This window comes from Enterococcus massiliensis, assembly GCF_001050095.1.
GTDB classification, from domain to species: Bacteria; Bacillota; Bacilli; order Lactobacillales; family Enterococcaceae; genus Enterococcus_C; species Enterococcus_C songbeiensis.
The window spans coordinates 379,272-396,164 of the sequence record NZ_CVRN01000007.1 but is presented as its reverse complement, the minus strand read 5'-3'; the positions used below and the strand labels follow the sequence as shown (position 1 = coordinate 396,164).

Genomic DNA, 16,893 nt, shown 5'->3' with positions numbered 1-16,893 from the left:
CGCGCCAAGCTACAGACAAAGGACCATTTCTCTAGTAAAATAGAGCAAGATACTTTGCGTGGACCAAGTTTTGGACGAGGAACAACTGCAAAAGCAAGAGTCAAAAAGCAAAGAAACATCACTAATTAACAAGGAGGGACCCATGCATGGAATTAGCGGAAGTCATTGTTGATGTACCAACGATGCAGACCGATCAACCATTTACCTATTACATTCCGGATGAACTAGCGGATGTCGTGACAGTGGGCATGCGTGTGGAAGTTCCATTTGGTAATGGCAATCGACATATTCAAGGCTTTGTAGTAAACAAAACCATCTCTGATCGTGTGGACTCGTTGAAACCCATCATTCGGGTTTTGGACTTGGCACCAGTTTTGAACACAGAGCTGTTGCAATTAGCCGATTATATGAAAGAAACGACATTTGCCTTTAAAATCACCTGCCTGCAAACGATGCTGCCTAGTGTTTTAAAGGCCTCTTATGAAAAGCAAATCGTTTTATTGGTGGAAGATAATGAAACAGCAAACTCTTTTTTTGGGGAAGAGAAGGTTATTTCGTGGTCAGCAGCAGAGGAAAAAGGTATTTTGCCGGCACTGATGCGCTTACGGGAAAAACAAATTGTTGATATCCAATATTTAGTCAAAAAGAAAAATAACGTCAAGACCAGACGAATGGTTCGCAGTTTGTTGGATCATAAAGAAGCGGCGGCTCATCAAACAACCTTGCGAAAAACCGCTGTTCGTCAGCATCAGTTGCTGACAGTTTTAGCGGAGCAAAAGGAATTACTTCCCGTCACCTTTTTTACGGAAGCTGGAATTTCGACCGCTCAATTAAATCAAGGACAAAAAAATCACTGGTTGGCATTTGAAGAAGTGGAAGAATACCGGGACCCCTTCAGCGACCATCAGTTTCAAAAAACGACAGCGTTACAACTAAATGCAGAACAAGAATACGCTGTTCAAGCGGTGCTGAGTGCTGAAGCACAAGGCGAAGCCAAAACTTTTTTGTTGGAAGGAATCACCGGTAGCGGAAAAACCGAGGTTTATCTGCAAACCATCGCTTCAGTATTGCAAAAAGGAAAGACGGCAATCATGCTGGTACCGGAAATCGCGTTGACGCCACAAATGGTTCACCGTTTCAAAAGTCGATTGGGAGATGCTGTTGCTGTTTTACACAGCGGTTTGTCGCAAGGAGAAAAGTATGATGAGTGGCGGAAAATTGAACGAGGAGAAGCCCAGGTTGTTGTGGGAGCTCGTTCAGCCGTTTTTGCTCCCCTAGAAAATATTGGTGTCATTATTGTGGATGAAGAGCATGAAGCTACCTACAAGCAGGAAGAAACCCCACGGTATCACGCGCGGGAATTAGCTATTTGGCGGGGAGATTACCATCATTGTCCCGTCATCTTGGGCAGTGCTACCCCATCATTGGAATCTCGGGCACGGGCGCAAAAAAAAGTCTACCAATTGTTAACTCTCACCCAGCGGGCAAATCCGGCAGCCAATCTTCCAACGGTTGAAGTGGTGGATATGCGGGAAGAATTTGCGAAGAAAAATACCAGCTCCTTTTCGCTGACGTTGAAGGAAAAAATCAACCAACGTTTGGCAAACCAAGAACAGGTGATCTTGCTATTGAATCGGCGAGGCTATTCTTCGTTTATCATGTGCCGGGATTGCGGCTTTGTTTTGCCTTGTCCGAACTGTGACATCTCGTTGACACTTCATATGGATACCAAGACCATGCGCTGTCACTATTGCGGGCACGAAGAACGAATTCCCCACCGCTGCCCAAATTGCGGCGAAGATCGGATTCGCTACTATGGAACCGGCACCCAAAAGGTGGAAGAAGAACTAAAAGATGTTTTTCCAACAGCAAGGATTTTGCGAATGGATGTCGATACGACTCGGCGCAAAGGCGCCCATGAGAAAATTTTAGCTGCTTTTGGTGAAAGAAAAGCCGATATTTTATTAGGTACTCAAATGATTGCGAAAGGATTGGATTTTCCGGAAGTGACTTTGGTGGGTGTCTTAAATGCAGACACCGCATTGAATCTGCCAGACTTTCGTTCCAGTGAACGGACATTCCAATTGTTGACGCAGGTGAGTGGTCGGGCAGGTCGCGCACAAAAGCCCGGTGAAGTAGTTATCCAGACTTTTAATCCAGAGCACTATGCAATCAAGCTGGCACAGGCTCAAGACTATGAAACTTTTTATCAGCAGGAAATGATCGTTCGTCATCGTGGCGGCTACCCGCCATTTTATTTCACGGTGAAACTTACCGCCAGTCATGAAGAAGAACAACAGGCGGCACAAAAGATGTTTCAAATCGCTCGGGAGATTCAGCAGACAGTTGGGAACCAAAGCATTCTGTTGGGACCAACTCCGGGAGCGATTCTGCGGGTGAAAAACCGCTACTACTACCAATTGATTATCAAGTACAAAAATGAACCCAAGCTAGCCCAAGCCTTGCAGAAGATTTTGACAGTCAGTCAGAAGGAACAACGACAAGGACTTTTGGTGACTATTGACAAAGAACCCCTACACTTTATTTAAAGGAGCAGTCCATGCGATACCCAATTATTCTTCAGCCGGATAAGCGGTTGAAGACCCCCTGTCAGCCAATTGAATCCATCACGGATGAGCTGGTAGATTTATTAGATGATCTTTATGAAACGATGGTGGCTCATGATGGTGTCGGCATTGCCGCACCTCAGATAGGAAAAACGATTCAAGTTGCTCTGGTGGAAGTCGAAGAAGGAGATTGTTTTGAACTAATCAATCCTCAAATCATTGAAAGCCACGGCACGACCATTGACGTAGAAGGCTGCCTGAGTATTCCCCATGTGTATGGAACCGTTGAGCGGGCAGCAGAGATCACTGTCCGTTATTACGATCGCGAAGGGGACGAGATGGAGGTCCAAGCCTTTGATTATTTGGCACGGGCGATGCAGCATGAAATCGATCATTTAAACGGAATTCTTTTTACGGAAAAAATGATCGACAAAATTCCTGAAAGTGAATTAGACCAATACATGGAGGAACATGAAAATGACTAAACTTGTATTTATGGGCACCCCCGCCTTTTCTGTACCGATTTTAGATGGTTTGGTGGCAGCGGGCTATGAAATTTTAGCGGTCGTTACCCAACCAGATCGTCCAGTCGGGCGCAAAAAAACCATCACACCGCCTCCCGTAAAAGAAGCGGCGTTAAGACACGGTATCCCAGTACTGCAGCCGGAAAAAATCTCCGGTTCACCGGAAATGGCGGAAATCGACCGCTTGCAGCCAGATCTAATCGTGACGGCAGCATTCGGACAATTTTTACCAGAAAAATTATTGCAGATCCCCCGCCTTGGTGCGATCAATGTTCATGCCTCTTTGCTGCCAAAATATCGTGGCGGGGCGCCAGTTCATTATGCCATCATCAATGGGGAAGAAAAAACTGGTGTGACAATCATGGAAATGATCAAAAAAATGGATGCCGGCGGAATTTATGCCCAAGCAGAAATTCCTATCAGTAAAACAGATGATGTGGGCTCAATGTTTGACAAATTAAGTCTCGTTGGTCGGGATCTTTTGTTGGAAACTTTGCCACAATTAATAGCCGGGAAACTGGAAAAAATCCCTCAAGAAGAAAGTCAGGTCACTTTCTCGCCAAATATCACTCGGGAACAAGAAGCCATTGATTGGCAAAAAACGGCACCCCAGATTGATCAGCAGGTTCGTGGGATGCGTCCGTGGCCGATTGCCTTTACTACTTTTGAAAATACCCGCTGGAAATTATGGCAAGTCACGCCTCTGGAAGAAACCACAGAAGCCGAAGCGGGAACGATTATCTATCGTGACAAAAAACAGCTTTGGATCGCCTGCGGGAAGCAGACGGTTTTAGCAATCAATGAGTTACAGCCAGCAGGAAAAGCCAAACAAACCATTCAGGCATTTTTAAATGGGGTAGGGCAAACCGCTACCGTCGGCAAGAAGGTAGGCGTTGTCAATGGCTAGAACCCCCAAAGTAAAACGTTCCGTTCGGTACACGGCATTGCAGATTTTAGAACGGGTGGAAAAAGGCGGCGCCTATTCCAATCTGCTAATCAATGAGGGCATCAAAAACGGTCGCTTGAATGAAAAAGATGGACGTTTATTGACAGAATTAGTCTACGGAACCATCAGCCGTCAGCTTTTATTGGATTTTTATTTAAAAAAATTTATCAAAGATGCAAAAAAAGTGGAGCCGTGGGTTCAACGTCTGCTGCGTCTATCTTTGTATCAAATGCTTTATCTGGATAAAGTGCCCAGCCATGCGATTTTAAATGAAGCAGTAGAAATCGCCAAAGCAAAAGGCAGTGTCGGGGTGAGCAAATTTATCAATGCTGTTTTACGAAATGTGCAGCGGCAGGGAGTCGCAGATATTTCTGAAATTTCTGACCCAATCCAACGCTTGGCGACAGAAATCAGTATGCCGAAATGCTTGACTCAAAAATTTGTGGCACAGCTGGGTGAAGAAGAAACCCGTCGTTTAGGTTTATCTTTATTTACCCCAAGTCATGTCAGTGCCCGAGTCGACCTGCGGAGAATTTCCAGAGAAGCGGTGTTGGAAAATTTGGCTGAAGAAGAAATCAACGCCAAAAACAGCGTGGTTTCTCCCTATGGCGTGGTTGCAGAAAAAGGCTATCTAGCAGGAAGTACTTTGTTTCATGAAGGATTGTTGACGGCACAAGATGAAAGCTCGATGCTGGTTGCCCCAGCTTTGCAATTGCAGCCTCACCACAAAGTATTGGACGCATGTGCGGCACCGGGAGGAAAAACAACCCATATTGCCACTTTTTTGGAACACGAACAGGGTGGAGAAGTAATTGCTTTGGATATTCACCAGCACAAGGTCCAATTGATTGAAGAAAATGCGCAACGTTTAGGTGTTGACGATGTAGTTGTAGGGGAAAAGATGGATGCACGGCAGGCCCATGAACAGTTCCCGCCGGAAAGTTTTGACCGGATTTTAGTGGATGCTCCTTGTTCTGGATTAGGGCTGATGCGCCGCAAACCGGATATTAAATACCATAAGAAACCGGAAGATTTTCTGCAGCTGCAAAAAATCCAACTGGCAATTTTGGCGAGTGTTTCCGGCACCTTGAAGAGGAACGGTATTTTGGTATATAGTACATGTACAGTAACAGAAGAAGAAAATCAGCAGGTAGTGGCTAAATTTTTGGCAGATCATCCTGAATTTGAGTCAATTCCTGTCGCTGTCAATGAGCTCGTTGGAGAGACACTTCAAGAAAATCTATTGACGATTTATCCGCAGCAATTTATGACGGACGGCTTTTTTATCAGCTGTCTTCGAAAAAAGTAACGAAAGGTGAACACAATGGAAATTCGATTTCGTAGTGATGTTGGTAAAAAGCGCAATACCAATCAAGATTACGCCGCCGTATTCAAAAATAAAGCTGGCTATACGTTGGCTTTGTTAGCGGACGGTATGGGTGGTCATTTGGCAGGGGATGTTGCTAGTAAACAAGCAGTCCACGAGTTAGGGGATGCTTGGGCACAGGGAAGCATTAAGGATTCTGATACCGCAGAAGAATGGCTGGTAGAAAAAATCCAAGCTGAAAATACCGCGATTTTTGAAAAAGGACAAGAAAATCCCCAAATGAATGGAATGGGCACTACTGTCGTAGCAGTTATTTTATTTGATGACCAGTTTACGTTAGGTCATGTCGGTGACAGCCGGGTCTATCTTTTCCGAGAGGGAGAATTGATCCAATTGACGGAAGATCATTCATTGGTCAACGAACTGGTGAAGTCTGGGGAGATTACCAAAGAAATGGCGGCAAATCATCCCCGTAGAAACGTATTGACCCGCTCTGTCGGCATGCCGGGAGAGGTCGAGGTAGATGTGGATACCCATTTCTTGGCAGTAGATGATTACCTGCTTTTGGCGTCAGATGGATTGACAAATATGGTCAGCGAGACAGAAATCACGGAGGTCTTGGCATCGGATTTAGTGCTGGATGAAAAAATCCAAGTGCTGATCGACAAAGCCAATGCAGTCGGTGGTGTCGACAATATTACGGTATTGTTGATTGAAATCGGAGGAGAACGCCCATGATTGAAATCGGCAAAAAACTAAGTGGACGATACCAAATTCTTGGAAATATCGGCAGTGGTGGAATGGCGAATGTTTATCTGGCCCACGATTTGATTTTGGATAGAGAAGTTGCAGTCAAGGTTTTGCGCTTTGACTTCCAAAATGATCAGACCGCGATTCGCCGTTTTCAACGAGAAGCGCTGGCAGCAACGGAGCTGGTCCACCCCAACATCGTCACGGTTTACGACGTTGGCGAAGAGGATGGAATGCAGTATCTTGTGATGGAATATGTCAAAGGAATGGATTTGAAACGCTATATTCAATCCCATTACCCGATTCCCTATTTAACCGTAGTAGAAATCATGCAGCAGATTTTGTCTGCAATTGCATTGGCTCATCAACACCGAATCATCCATCGGGATTTGAAGCCGCAAAATATTCTGATCAATGAAGACGGCGTGATCAAAATCGCCGATTTCGGGATTGCCATTGCACTCTCGGAAACCTCAATTACACAAACCAATACGATGTTGGGTTCAGTGCACTATCTTTCACCAGAGCAGGCACGGGGCAGTATGGCAACGAGTCAGTCGGATATCTATGCTATCGGAATCATTTTGTATGAAATGCTGACGGGAAATGTGCCATTTGATGGGGAATCCGCAGTGACCATCGCATTGAAGCATTTTCAAGAGGAAATTCCTTCTGTGAGAATGTATGATCCGAATATTCCTCAATCGTTGGAAAATGTTGTGTTGCATGCTACCGCCAAAGAACCGGCGGACCGCTATAAAAAAGCAGAAGAAATGAGTGCAGACTTAGATACCGTCTTGTCACCGGAACGATTGAATGAACCTCGTTGGCAGCCTCATGCAATGGCAGATGCTACACGAGTACTTACACCGATTTCTGATGAAATGCTCACGAAAGAACCGGAACCAAACATCGAAGAGCCACAAGAGAAACCATCGAAAGAATCAAAAAAACCAAAAAAACCGAAGAAGAAACGAAAATGGTTATTGGTTTTTCTCGTTCTATTGATTTTGGCATTAGCTGGCGGACTGGTAGCCTTTCTTTCCAGTGGTGGACAGCGGGAAATTGCTGTGCCGGATACAGTCGGTATTACTGAAGCAGCTGCACGGGAAAAACTGCGGGAAGTCGGCTTGACCCCGGCAACGGAAACCGAAGAAATTGCCAGTGATGAAGTTGCAGAAGGTCGAGTCGTCAAGACGGACCCAATCAGCGGGAATGTTGTGAAAAAAGGCACTGAAGTAACGATTTATTTGAGTTCCGGCAGTGAAACCATCGAAATGAAGGATTATGAGGACTGGACTTACGATGAGGCATTGACGGATTTAAAAAATCTGGATTTTCCTGAAAAGAACATCGAACCAAAATACGAATACAGTGATACAGTGGAAAAAGATAAAGTCATTCGCCAATCTCCAGAGGCCGGAGAAAAGGTGTCACCGAAAGAAGATTCGGTGACATTGGTCATCAGTCAAGGTGTAAAACCGGTGGAGATGCCGGACTTTGTCAGCCAAGTATACGGCTATTCGGATGCCGTTAGTGAGTTGACAACTTTGGGAATCGAAGAAGGGCAGATTCAGCAGGAGGAAGAATACAGCGATACGGTTGATGCAGGAATAATTATGGATCAATCACCTAATGCCGGCAGTGAAGTAATTCCGGGGCAAACGAAAATCACATTGACTGTGAGTCTTGGAAAAGAACCGCCAAAACCAATCAAAATGCCGGATTATGTTGGTTCTACGTATGAAAGCGCGGTAAGCAGTCTGGCTGCCAAGGGTATCTCAGACGATCAGATTACCCGCAAAGAAGAAGCCAGTGACAAAGTCGACGAAGGAAACATCATCAGTCAATCCCCTGATAAAAATGGCGAAGTCGTTATTGGCGATACGCAGATCATACTGACTGTCAGCAGCGGTTCCAATAAAGTCACGTTGGATGATATCAGTGGATATTCCAAGAGTGATGCTCGAACCTATTTGAGAGAGTTGGGTTTGAAATATACGGAATCGACCGAAGCAAGTTCAACTGTTGCCAAAGATCAAGTAATCCGAACAGAGCCGGCAAGCGGTTCTGTAGAAAAAGGATCCACAGTAAAAATTATTTATTCTTCAGGTTCGTAATAAAAAGTGAAGCAACAGTCGCATCAAGTGCGGTTGTTGCTTCACTTTTTTTGTTGAAGAATCACGGCTTCTGTTTTTTGTTCGCATGTTTTTGTTTTACAAAAGAAATGTAATCCAAAATGTCTTCCAGTTCTTCTTTTGTGGTATTTTCGTCGATTTGGCTGGCGATTTTTTTTTGCTTGTCAGAAAAGAAATCACTTGTTTGTTCTCGTCCCAACAAGTAATCAATGGACACGTCAAAATAGTCTGCTAAGGCAGTCAACGTTTCGCGGTCTGGGCTGCGATCTCCCCGTTCGTACCCCGAAATAGAAACCTTTGATACGTGGACGAGTTCTCCTAACTGCTGCTGTGTTCATTTTTTGATAGCTGGCAGTGAAAAGGATTTTTAGTCGATCAGTTTGCCTTTTCTTCTCCGATTGCCCAACGGACGTCGGCGGTAAAATTGACATTTAGCCAAAGCTTCCAATCAGCGGCGGCTGTCTCCACCAGTTGAAGAAGATTTTTTCGTAAATGATCCTGCTGAGTCACGGTATCCAAAAAGGAATCAGGCTGAATGATTACATCCAATTCAACGATCAATTGATTGCCGACTTTTGCAGTTCGTAAAAGGTAAGAGTCGATATCTTCTTTTTGTAGGCGGCTGTCGATCAGCTGGTGCAGTTTTTCCCGCAGAACTTTTTTTGGTGTAGCAGAAGTTAACTCCAAAATGGCTTTTTTCAGCTCTTGGATTGCTTTGAGGATAAAGGCAATAGTAATCAAGAGAGCAAAAATAGGGTCAATATACCTACCGATTGCAGACAGACCGACAAGGGAAAAAAGTTCAGACAAAAGAAAAGAGGAAAAAACTCCCAGACTAAAAAAGAAAGCAAAACGCCATTGTTCCATCTCTAATTTGAAAAAGGGATGGCTATTTTTTTGATTTTTGAAACGAGACCAAAAAGCAAAACAGTAGAGAGTTCCAAATAAGGAAAAAAATAAACCAACCGACAAATTAGCGGTAAGTGGGGGATGCAGCAGGGTATTGACCGCTCCCATGACACCGTAAAGCGAAATGACCAAAACAATGCTGTATTGGACAAAGATAATCAATGGCATCAAGGATTCCTTACCAAAAGGAAATTTGTCAAAATCTTGTTTCTCGATATATTTTGCAACGTAAAGTGTAATCAAGGACATGGCCACACCAATTAGCGTGTAACTACCATCTAAAAGCAAGACATTTGCCTGGGCGAGCAAGCCAAAGGCAAGGGCAAAGCTACCATATAAACTGCCAGCGACAATCGATTGCAGTAAAAATTTTTTGATGTTTTGTTTTTCAGACACGGGAACCTCTTTCTAAAAATGAATTAAATAACATATAACCATTTTGACATAGAAAAGGAAGCTTCGCAATATCTAAAATAGAATGAATAATCGGCTTTATTAAAAAACATAGTAAATAAAAATGATTTTGTTTTATAGAAGCTTCGGAAAGTTGTATTTATAGTAACCCTCCAAAGTTAGCTTTTTGGTCCAACTTTTTTTTGCGAGTCATTTCAACAACCTTTTTTATTTTACGGCTTCTGCCAAAAAGACAGATGCAGCTTGATTCATAAAGAGAGAATCATCCTGATGAAAAACATCGTATTGAATAGAGTGGAACCCAGTTGATTGCAGCTGGGTTTTTAATTCGTCCTGAGAAAAACCGTTATGAACTAGCGGATGCTGGATTGCTTCATTTTTTACAAAATCAACGATCAGCAAACGCCCGTTGTTTTCTAAAGTATCATAAAGTTTTTGTAAAATCTTCTTTGTGTCAGGAATATGAAGTAATACAAGAGAAACGAGAAGAATATCCGTTTTTACAGGACTGTTTTCTTTTGTTAGATCAATCGTTTGCGCTTGAACGTTAGGAAAACTTTGCTGTGCGAGCTTCTTTTTTGCAATGCTAGTCATCTTTTCGGAAGCATCTAAAAGCAGTAGTGAGTGGACTTGCTCTGTCAATTGTAATCCGACTAAGCCAGTCCCGCTGCCGTAGTCAATCATGGTTTTGTCTGTTGTTTCTTTCAAATTCTCTTTAACTTTTTTTGCAATTACATTAGCGAGTGCAATTCTGTCAGGTGTATCGTAGTTTTCTGCTATGTGATCAAAAATGGATTGGGTCATGGTATAACTCCTATCTTGTTTTTATTTATAGGGTTAGGCAGTAAAATCGATGAAGTATTTGTATTCACTGCCGATATAATAACATTCTGTGTATTCATAGAAATGGTGATGCGCATCTGAAGTAAAACGACATCTTCTTAGAATGGGTGTACTGCTGCTGACTTTTAGAATACTTGAAATTTCTTTTGTTGGAAGAATTGCTTCTACAACTTCACTATTATTCGTGATATTTATTCCCAGTGAATTCAAGTATTCATAAAATGACTCTTTGTAATTATTGATATCTAATGAAAAGAACTCTTCATATTTGAAATAAGTAATAAAGTACCCAATAGGTTTATTTTTGATGCCACGTAATCTTTTTAGAATGATAATTTTTTCGCCCGGTGAAATTTTTAGAAAGTTAGCGATCGTATAATCAGCATGTGAAACGATAACATTCACTTTTAAGGTCTCAATGCGGATACCTAATTCCAGCATTTCTTTAGTAAAGCTTTTGACAATTGTATAATTTTGACTATCATCAAGCAATTTTCTATGTTTGACAAAAGTACCTACAGCTTTTTTTCGAGTCAACAGATTTTCTCGGACTAATTCTTCAACGGCTTTTCTTATAGTGATTCGACTAACATGAAAAACATCGCAAAGTTCAAATTCTGTAGGGATTTTTTTTCCTTCACTCCATTTTCCGATGCGAATATTATGTCGCATTTCTTCAGCAATTTGAATGTATAATGGTTCAGCTGTAGTTCTCATATGCCCTCCTAATGTTATGACATTAACTGAAAATGTAGACGTATCAAGGTTTAAAAATGTACACATAATACTGTTGTAAGCGATTTACAATAGTATTATACTATTGTCATAACAAAGATACAAGGAGAAAAATTATGTATAGATTACGTCCTAATGTAGAAGTACCAACATCTTTAGAAGTAACAATTGGAGAGAAAGCAATTTTTTCTGAATTATTGAAAATGGGGCATAGAAAACGAATCGCCATTGAAACCTATCCAGGAGTAGACAAAAAAATTTTTATTGACGAAATCCAAACACACTACTCGGAGTATAAAGTGATTGATACTGATAATTTGTTTCTTTCAAAACAAAAGATTTTTACAATTATTCAGGATGATTTGACAGAAGATCAGTCTTTTGGTCGCTTTTCCCACAAGGATTTTAATGAGTTTTTTGATTTCAAAAAAATTAAAGAGCACCCCTTTCTTCAGTCGATAGATGAAAACGTTATCGTAATAGGCGTGGGAGCAGCCGATATTATTCACTATGATACCCTTATTTATGCAGATATCACACGTTGGGAGGTTCAACTAAGATATAAAAAAGGATTAAACAATTGGATGGGCTACAGAGAAGAAGGCTTCTCTGAGAAGTTGAAACGAGCGTATTATTTTGATTGGCCTGCAGGTGATTATAGAAGAAGTTATTTGTTAGACAAGAGTGAATATTATATTGATGCCACAGTTAGCGACAGACCTAAGTTGATTAGAACAGAAGATTTAAGAACGGCGGTCTTAACATTTACCAAACAACCATTTCGCTTGGTTCCTTATTTTGATCCGGGAATTTGGGGTGGAGATTGGATGCAGGAAAAATTTTCTGTTGGTCAAGATAAAATAAATCTTGCTTGGAGTTTTGATGGTGTCCCAGAGGAAAATAGTATTATTGCTAATATCAATGGTGTCGAAGTTGAAATGCCGGCTCAGGTCTTAGTGAATATGTATCCCGAAAAATTATTGGGCAATCGAGTGTTCGGTAGATACGGACGAGATTTTCCTATTAGATTTGATTTCTTGGATACAATGAATGGGCAAAATTTAAGTTTACAGGTTCATCCGACAATTGATTATGCCTATAGAAAATTTGGTGCCAAGTATACTCAAGATGAAAGTTACTATATTTTGGATTGTAAAGACGATGCTTGTGTGTATCTTGGAGTGAAGGATCAAACGGAGAGAGATGAGTTGGTTGCTTCCCTTGAGGCAGCACAAGAATCAGGGAGTTTTGATACGGAAAAATTCGTAAACAAGTTTCCGGTGAAAAAGCATGACCATTTGTTGATTCCGGCGGGAACGGTTCATTCAAGCGGAAGAAACTGTGTCGTTTTAGAAATCAGCTCTACACCAAATCGTTTCACTTTTAAACTATGGGATTGGGGAAGAACGGATTTAGACGGAAAGCCACGACCAATTGCTATTGATCATGGAAAACATGTTATCAATGAAAAGTTCGATGAAACATTTGCAAGAAAAGAACTATTTAATGCAATCACCATACTTCATGAAGAAGAAACTTTTACAGAAGAAAAAACAGGATTGCATGAATTAGAAGCTATCGAAACCCGTCGGCTGACATTTGATAAACCAATCCTTCAGTCAACAGCTGGTAGTGTCAATATGCTTAATTTGGTTGAAGGAGAGCGGATCATCATCACCTCACCAAAAGATGATTTTAAACCGTTTGAAGTTTTTTACGGGGAAACGTTCATTATCCCAGAGGCAATCAAGGAATTTATTCTCACTCCAGATGACGAGAATAAACCTTGCAAGGTAATGAAAGCGTACATTAGATAGAGGATGATTAGATGAAAAAAGTATCAATTTGCCTGGATGTTGGGGGAACCTATATCAAAGGAGCTTTATTTTCAACCGAGTTTGAAAATAAATATACAGAAATCCATTATTATCCAGCAAAATCAGAATTATCGAAGGAAAAAATAGTAGAAAATTTTGAGTATGTATTTTCAGATTTGCTTTTTAATTATGATGAGAATGACTGGTATGTAGAAAAGATCGCAGTAGCATTTCCAGGCCCCTTTGATTACGAGAATGGGATCAGTTTGATTAAAGGACTAGGAAAGTTTGCTTCGTTGTACAAGATCAATTTATTACAGGAATTCAAAAAAATACAACAAAAAGAAGAAAACAGAAAAATTAAGCACGCAATGATTTTTTTCAAAAATGATGCCGAAGCCTTTGCTTTTGGTGAGAATCATTATTCTGGGGTAAAAAAAGGCGCCTATTTTACGCTAGGAACTGGGTTAGGTTCCACCTTTATTGAAAATAAAAAAGTTGTTGCTGGTACAAAAGGGATACCTGAAATAGGTATGATTTATAATCAGCCATTTAAAGATAGCATTATTGATGATTATGTGTCAGCCAGAGGGTTAAAGAAGATTATTCAGCATTACTATTTCAATAATTTGACTGGAGCTGAATTATTTAAACAAGCAGAGGAAGACACTTCTGCTGCTTTAGAAGTTTTTAATGATTTTGGAAGTACGGTCGGAGAAGCAATCTCACCCTTTGTTTCAAGCTTCTGTCCAGATGAAATAGTGCTTGGCGGACAAATAAGCAAAAGTTTCAATTATTTTAAAGACTCACTGATTCATGTACTAGAAAAAGAAAATCAAAAAATCACAGTGAGAATCAGCGAAGATACGACGTTAAGGACACTGGAAGGTTTGTTTATTTTAGATAAATAGGAGGAAAAGAAGGATGAAAAACTTTACTAAACTTATTGTAGGAGTTTTAGGTGTATTGGCTTTAGCAGGTTGTGGTAGTTCCAATAGCAGCAAAGATCAGGTTGAGTTGACCGTCTGGGGAGATGCCGATAACCAAGCTATACAGGAAGAATCATTTACAAAAATAAATGAAGAGTTCATGAAGAAGAATCCAGATATTAAAATAAATTATCAATATTCAGGTACTTTAGATTCAATCAATGTGGCTCTTCAATCAGATTCATTACCGGATTTATTTTGGGTACAAGGAAATAAATCAACAAAAATGGAAGAAATGGCAAAAGAAGGCTATATTTTACCAATTGAAGATCAAAACTATGATCGTTTCCCACAAGAATCGATCGACTATGCAACGGTAAATGGAAAAGTTTATAGTTCGCTACCTTCCTTTATTTCGTATGTTACTTTCTATTACAATGTGGATCTATTTAAGAAATATGATATCAAGGTACCGACCACATGGGATGAATTTGATGCAGCAGCACAAAAGCTTGCGGAAACGGAAGTTACACCGATTGCACTTGGCGGAAATGGCGACTTTGATCGTTATTGGTATATTCAAGCAACAGTGGCAGCCTTGGCAAATAAAGATATTCTTAGCATAGTAGATGATAAAACAACTGCTTCTTTTGAAGAGTTGAAACAAACGTTTGATAATTTCTATAACTATAGTAAAGAAGGTATCTTTGGGAAAGATTTTGTCTCCACAGATGGAAATGGTGCTAAATTATTGTTTACGAACGGAAAAGCAGCGATTATTCCTGATGGTACATGGAATAGTAAAGCTTACTTTGAAAGTGGTCTAAATGTGGATACCTTTATTTTACCGGGGACGGATGGAAAGACCTATGCACAAAGTGGACCAAACAACATCAATACGTATGCTATTTCTAAGAAGACGAAACACCCTAAAGAAGCAACTAAATATATTGAATTTTTGAATAGTAAAGAAGCACAACAAATCATTGAAGATGCTACCGGAGAAGTTCCATTGCTTGATGATATCGATCCTAAAGATGAAAAAGTTTCAAAAATGGCTTCTTTTGATGAGGTTGGGGAGAATATTTATCATCGGTTGTCGCAGGTTGCTACTGAAACATCAAAACCTCAAGACTTGTTATTGACTTCAATCTTACCTGATTTAATGCAAGGAAAAATTACTCCAGATCAAGCGGTTGAATTATTAAAAGCAGAATTAGAAAAATAAACGAGGATGAACGACTATGAAACAAAAAAGATCATATTTATGGTTTATTGCTCCGGGATTTCTATTTTATTGTCTCTTTGTAATTTATCCAATTATTTCAGCAGCAAAGATCAGTTTTTTCAGATGGAACGGCATCGGAAAACAAGTATTTGTTGGATTGAATAACTACAAAGAGCTATTTTCTAATCCCGTGCTTCTAAACCAACTAGTAAATGCTCTAAAAAATAGTTTGATCATCTTTATTCTGACTATTTTAATCATGATACCCTTACAGATAATATTTGCTTATATGATTTATTCCAAAACTAGAGGACACAATGTTTTACGGACAGTTCTTTTTTCGCCGCAGTTTATTTCAACGCCTGTAATAGTCTTTCTATTCACGTTGTTACTGGATTCTAATATTGGTTTGGTAAATGAATTTCTAAATAAGATTGGTTTGAGCTTCTTAGCTCAACCTTGGTTGGGAATGCCCAGTATCGGCATTTATGTGATATGGTTAATGATTTCATGGGCCGGTTTTGGTGTAGGAATGATGTATTTTATCGCTGCAATGAATATGGTTTCTGAAGATAGTATCGAGGCTGCTTATATGGAAGGAGCTGGATATTGGAGAAGACTTTGGCTAATTGTTATTCCTCAAATCAAAAATACAATTTTGAACTTAGGGTTGATTTCATATATAACTGCTATGACTATTTTCGATTATAGTTACATTTTGGGCGGTGTTTCTGGTGGTGTTGATGGAAGTGTTGATGTTGTAAGTCTATTCTTCTATCGGATTGCCTTTGGAGACAACAATCCTTTGGGCGGAAATCTGTCAGAAAATTCTATGGGGATGGGTACGACGATTGCAGTAGTGCTGTTCTTGATTATTTTTGTAGTAGCAACCTTGCAAATGTATTTTGTAATGAGAAAGGATGAAAAAAATGGTTAAACACAAAGGAGTAGTTGAAAAAATTGTCAATGGTGTCATGTGGTTGGCTTCTGCGTTTATCATTTTTATATTGGGATACCTTCTCTACAATTCATTCCGGAATAAAGCCAATTTTATGACCAACACGATAGGACTACCTAAAGGATTTACTATTCAAAACTATATTAAGTTATTTGTTAATGATCATTTTGAAAAATATTTCTTTAACAGTCTTATTATTCTGTTTTTTTCAGTCATCCTACTTGTGCTTCTTTCATCTTTTGTCGCATACGGATTGGGAAGATATAGATTTAAAGGAAATCGATTTTTACGTGTTTTCTTTCTTGTAGGTATGATGTTCCCAGTCCAGTTAGGGATAGTTCCAATCTTTTTATTAATTAAAAATGTTGGATTGATGGACTCATATACAAGTGTAATTTTAATTTTGGGAACAGCGATCAGCATGCCTGTTTTGATGTTGACAGAATTTTTCAGTAAATTACCCGATGAACTCTATGAAGCTGCTACATTAGATGGTGCTGGCGAGTTGAAGATTTTTTGGAAAATTATGTTTCCGATGGCACGACCAGTTGTTTTCTCTGTATGTATTATTAGTTCAGTAAACATATGGAATCAATTTTTTATACCACTGATATTTTTACAAACGGATACTAAGAAAACAGTCCCACTCTTAGTTGTTAAGTATACAAATAATCTGTTTAATAATATGGATAGTGCATTGGCAGCATCAGTATTATCAACGATTCCCATCTTGATTATATTCGTAATTTTTTCTAGAAAAGTTCTTTCTGGTTTTATGAACGGAGCAGTTAAAGGATAAATAAGAATG

14 protein-coding genes and 1 pseudogene are annotated in these 16,893 nt (G+C 40.1%); 11 read left to right on the top strand and 4 right to left on the bottom strand.

Annotation, left to right across the window (positions count from 1 at the left end):
* Window positions 1-146: 146 nt before the first annotated feature.
* The 6 genes from priA to pknB are packed head-to-tail and all read left to right on the top strand — an operon-like array spanning window position 147 to window position 8,234.
* Entirely contained in the window at window positions 147-2,549 is a 2,403-nt protein-coding gene (priA, locus tag BN1875_RS09185) for a primosomal protein N' (protein ID WP_048604552.1), read from the top strand.
* A gap of 11 nt (window positions 2,550-2,560) precedes the next feature.
* Window positions 2,561-3,052 (top strand): peptide deformylase, encoded by a 492-nt coding sequence (gene def, locus BN1875_RS09180; RefSeq protein ID WP_048604551.1) that lies wholly within the window; start codon window positions 2,561-2,563, stop codon window positions 3,050-3,052.
* Window positions 3,045-3,998, top strand: coding sequence for a methionyl-tRNA formyltransferase (gene fmt, locus BN1875_RS09175; RefSeq protein WP_048604550.1), 954 nt, complete (start codon window positions 3,045-3,047; stop codon window positions 3,996-3,998). The genes def and fmt overlap by 8 nt, the downstream gene beginning before the upstream one ends.
* Window positions 3,991-5,346 (top strand): 16S rRNA (cytosine(967)-C(5))-methyltransferase RsmB, encoded by a 1,356-nt coding sequence (gene rsmB, locus BN1875_RS09170; RefSeq protein ID WP_048604549.1) that lies wholly within the window; start codon window positions 3,991-3,993, stop codon window positions 5,344-5,346. The genes fmt and rsmB overlap by 8 nt, the downstream gene beginning before the upstream one ends.
* A gap of 15 nt (window positions 5,347-5,361) precedes the next feature.
* Entirely contained in the window at window positions 5,362-6,102 is a 741-nt protein-coding gene (locus tag BN1875_RS09165; protein ID WP_048604548.1) for a Stp1/IreP family PP2C-type Ser/Thr phosphatase, read from the top strand.
* Entirely contained in the window at window positions 6,099-8,234 is a 2,136-nt protein-coding gene (gene pknB, locus BN1875_RS09160; RefSeq protein ID WP_048604547.1) for a Stk1 family PASTA domain-containing Ser/Thr kinase, read from the top strand. Before BN1875_RS09165 ends, pknB begins: the two co-directional genes overlap by 4 nt.
* Before the next feature lie 61 nt (window positions 8,235-8,295).
* Here pknB and BN1875_RS13840 read toward each other — a convergent pair.
* From BN1875_RS13840 to BN1875_RS09140, 4 genes and pseudogenes are all read right to left on the bottom strand, one after another.
* Window positions 8,296-8,574 (bottom strand): annotated as a pseudogene (locus BN1875_RS13840) (helix-turn-helix domain-containing protein); the annotation flags it as partial.
* Window positions 8,575-8,627: 53 nt separating this feature from the next.
* Window positions 8,628-9,557: a cation efflux transmembrane domain-containing protein gene (locus BN1875_RS09150; protein WP_048604545.1), complete on the bottom strand. Its 930-nt coding sequence runs from the start codon at window positions 9,555-9,557 to the stop codon at window positions 8,628-8,630.
* A 225-nt stretch (window positions 9,558-9,782) separates the two neighbouring features.
* Window positions 9,783-10,379 carry a class I SAM-dependent DNA methyltransferase gene (locus BN1875_RS09145; protein ID WP_048604544.1) on the bottom strand — a complete coding sequence of 199 codons (597 nt, stop codon included), beginning with the start codon at window positions 10,377-10,379 and terminating at the stop codon, window positions 9,783-9,785.
* A 33-nt stretch (window positions 10,380-10,412) separates the two neighbouring features.
* Entirely contained in the window at window positions 10,413-11,135 is a 723-nt protein-coding gene (locus BN1875_RS09140) for a GntR family transcriptional regulator (protein ID WP_048604543.1), read from the bottom strand.
* Window positions 11,136-11,269: 134 nt separating this feature from the next.
* Between BN1875_RS09140 and BN1875_RS09135 the strand changes: the two genes are divergently transcribed.
* Genes BN1875_RS09135 through BN1875_RS09115 form a run of 5 tightly spaced genes read left to right on the top strand, consistent with a single transcriptional unit; the run spans window position 11,270 to window position 16,884 of the window.
* The gene (locus tag BN1875_RS09135; protein WP_048604542.1) at window positions 11,270-12,970 is read left to right on the top strand and encodes a class I mannose-6-phosphate isomerase; all 1,701 of its coding nucleotides are present in this window, start codon (window positions 11,270-11,272) and stop codon (window positions 12,968-12,970) included.
* Window positions 12,971-12,981: 11 nt separating this feature from the next.
* Window positions 12,982-13,881, top strand: coding sequence for an ROK family protein (locus tag BN1875_RS09130; RefSeq protein ID WP_048604541.1), 900 nt, complete (start codon window positions 12,982-12,984; stop codon window positions 13,879-13,881).
* 13 nt (window positions 13,882-13,894) lie between these two features.
* Window positions 13,895-15,127 carry an ABC transporter substrate-binding protein gene (locus BN1875_RS09125; RefSeq protein WP_048604540.1) on the top strand — a complete coding sequence of 411 codons (1,233 nt, stop codon included), beginning with the start codon at window positions 13,895-13,897 and terminating at the stop codon, window positions 15,125-15,127.
* 16 nt (window positions 15,128-15,143) lie between these two features.
* Window positions 15,144-16,064 carry a carbohydrate ABC transporter permease gene (locus BN1875_RS09120; protein ID WP_048604539.1) on the top strand — a complete coding sequence of 307 codons (921 nt, stop codon included), beginning with the start codon at window positions 15,144-15,146 and terminating at the stop codon, window positions 16,062-16,064.
* A complete protein-coding gene (locus BN1875_RS09115; RefSeq protein WP_048604538.1) occupies window positions 16,057-16,884 on the top strand; it encodes a carbohydrate ABC transporter permease in 828 nt (275 codons plus the stop codon). Before BN1875_RS09120 ends, BN1875_RS09115 begins: the two co-directional genes overlap by 8 nt.
* Window positions 16,885-16,893: the final 9 nt, after the last annotated feature.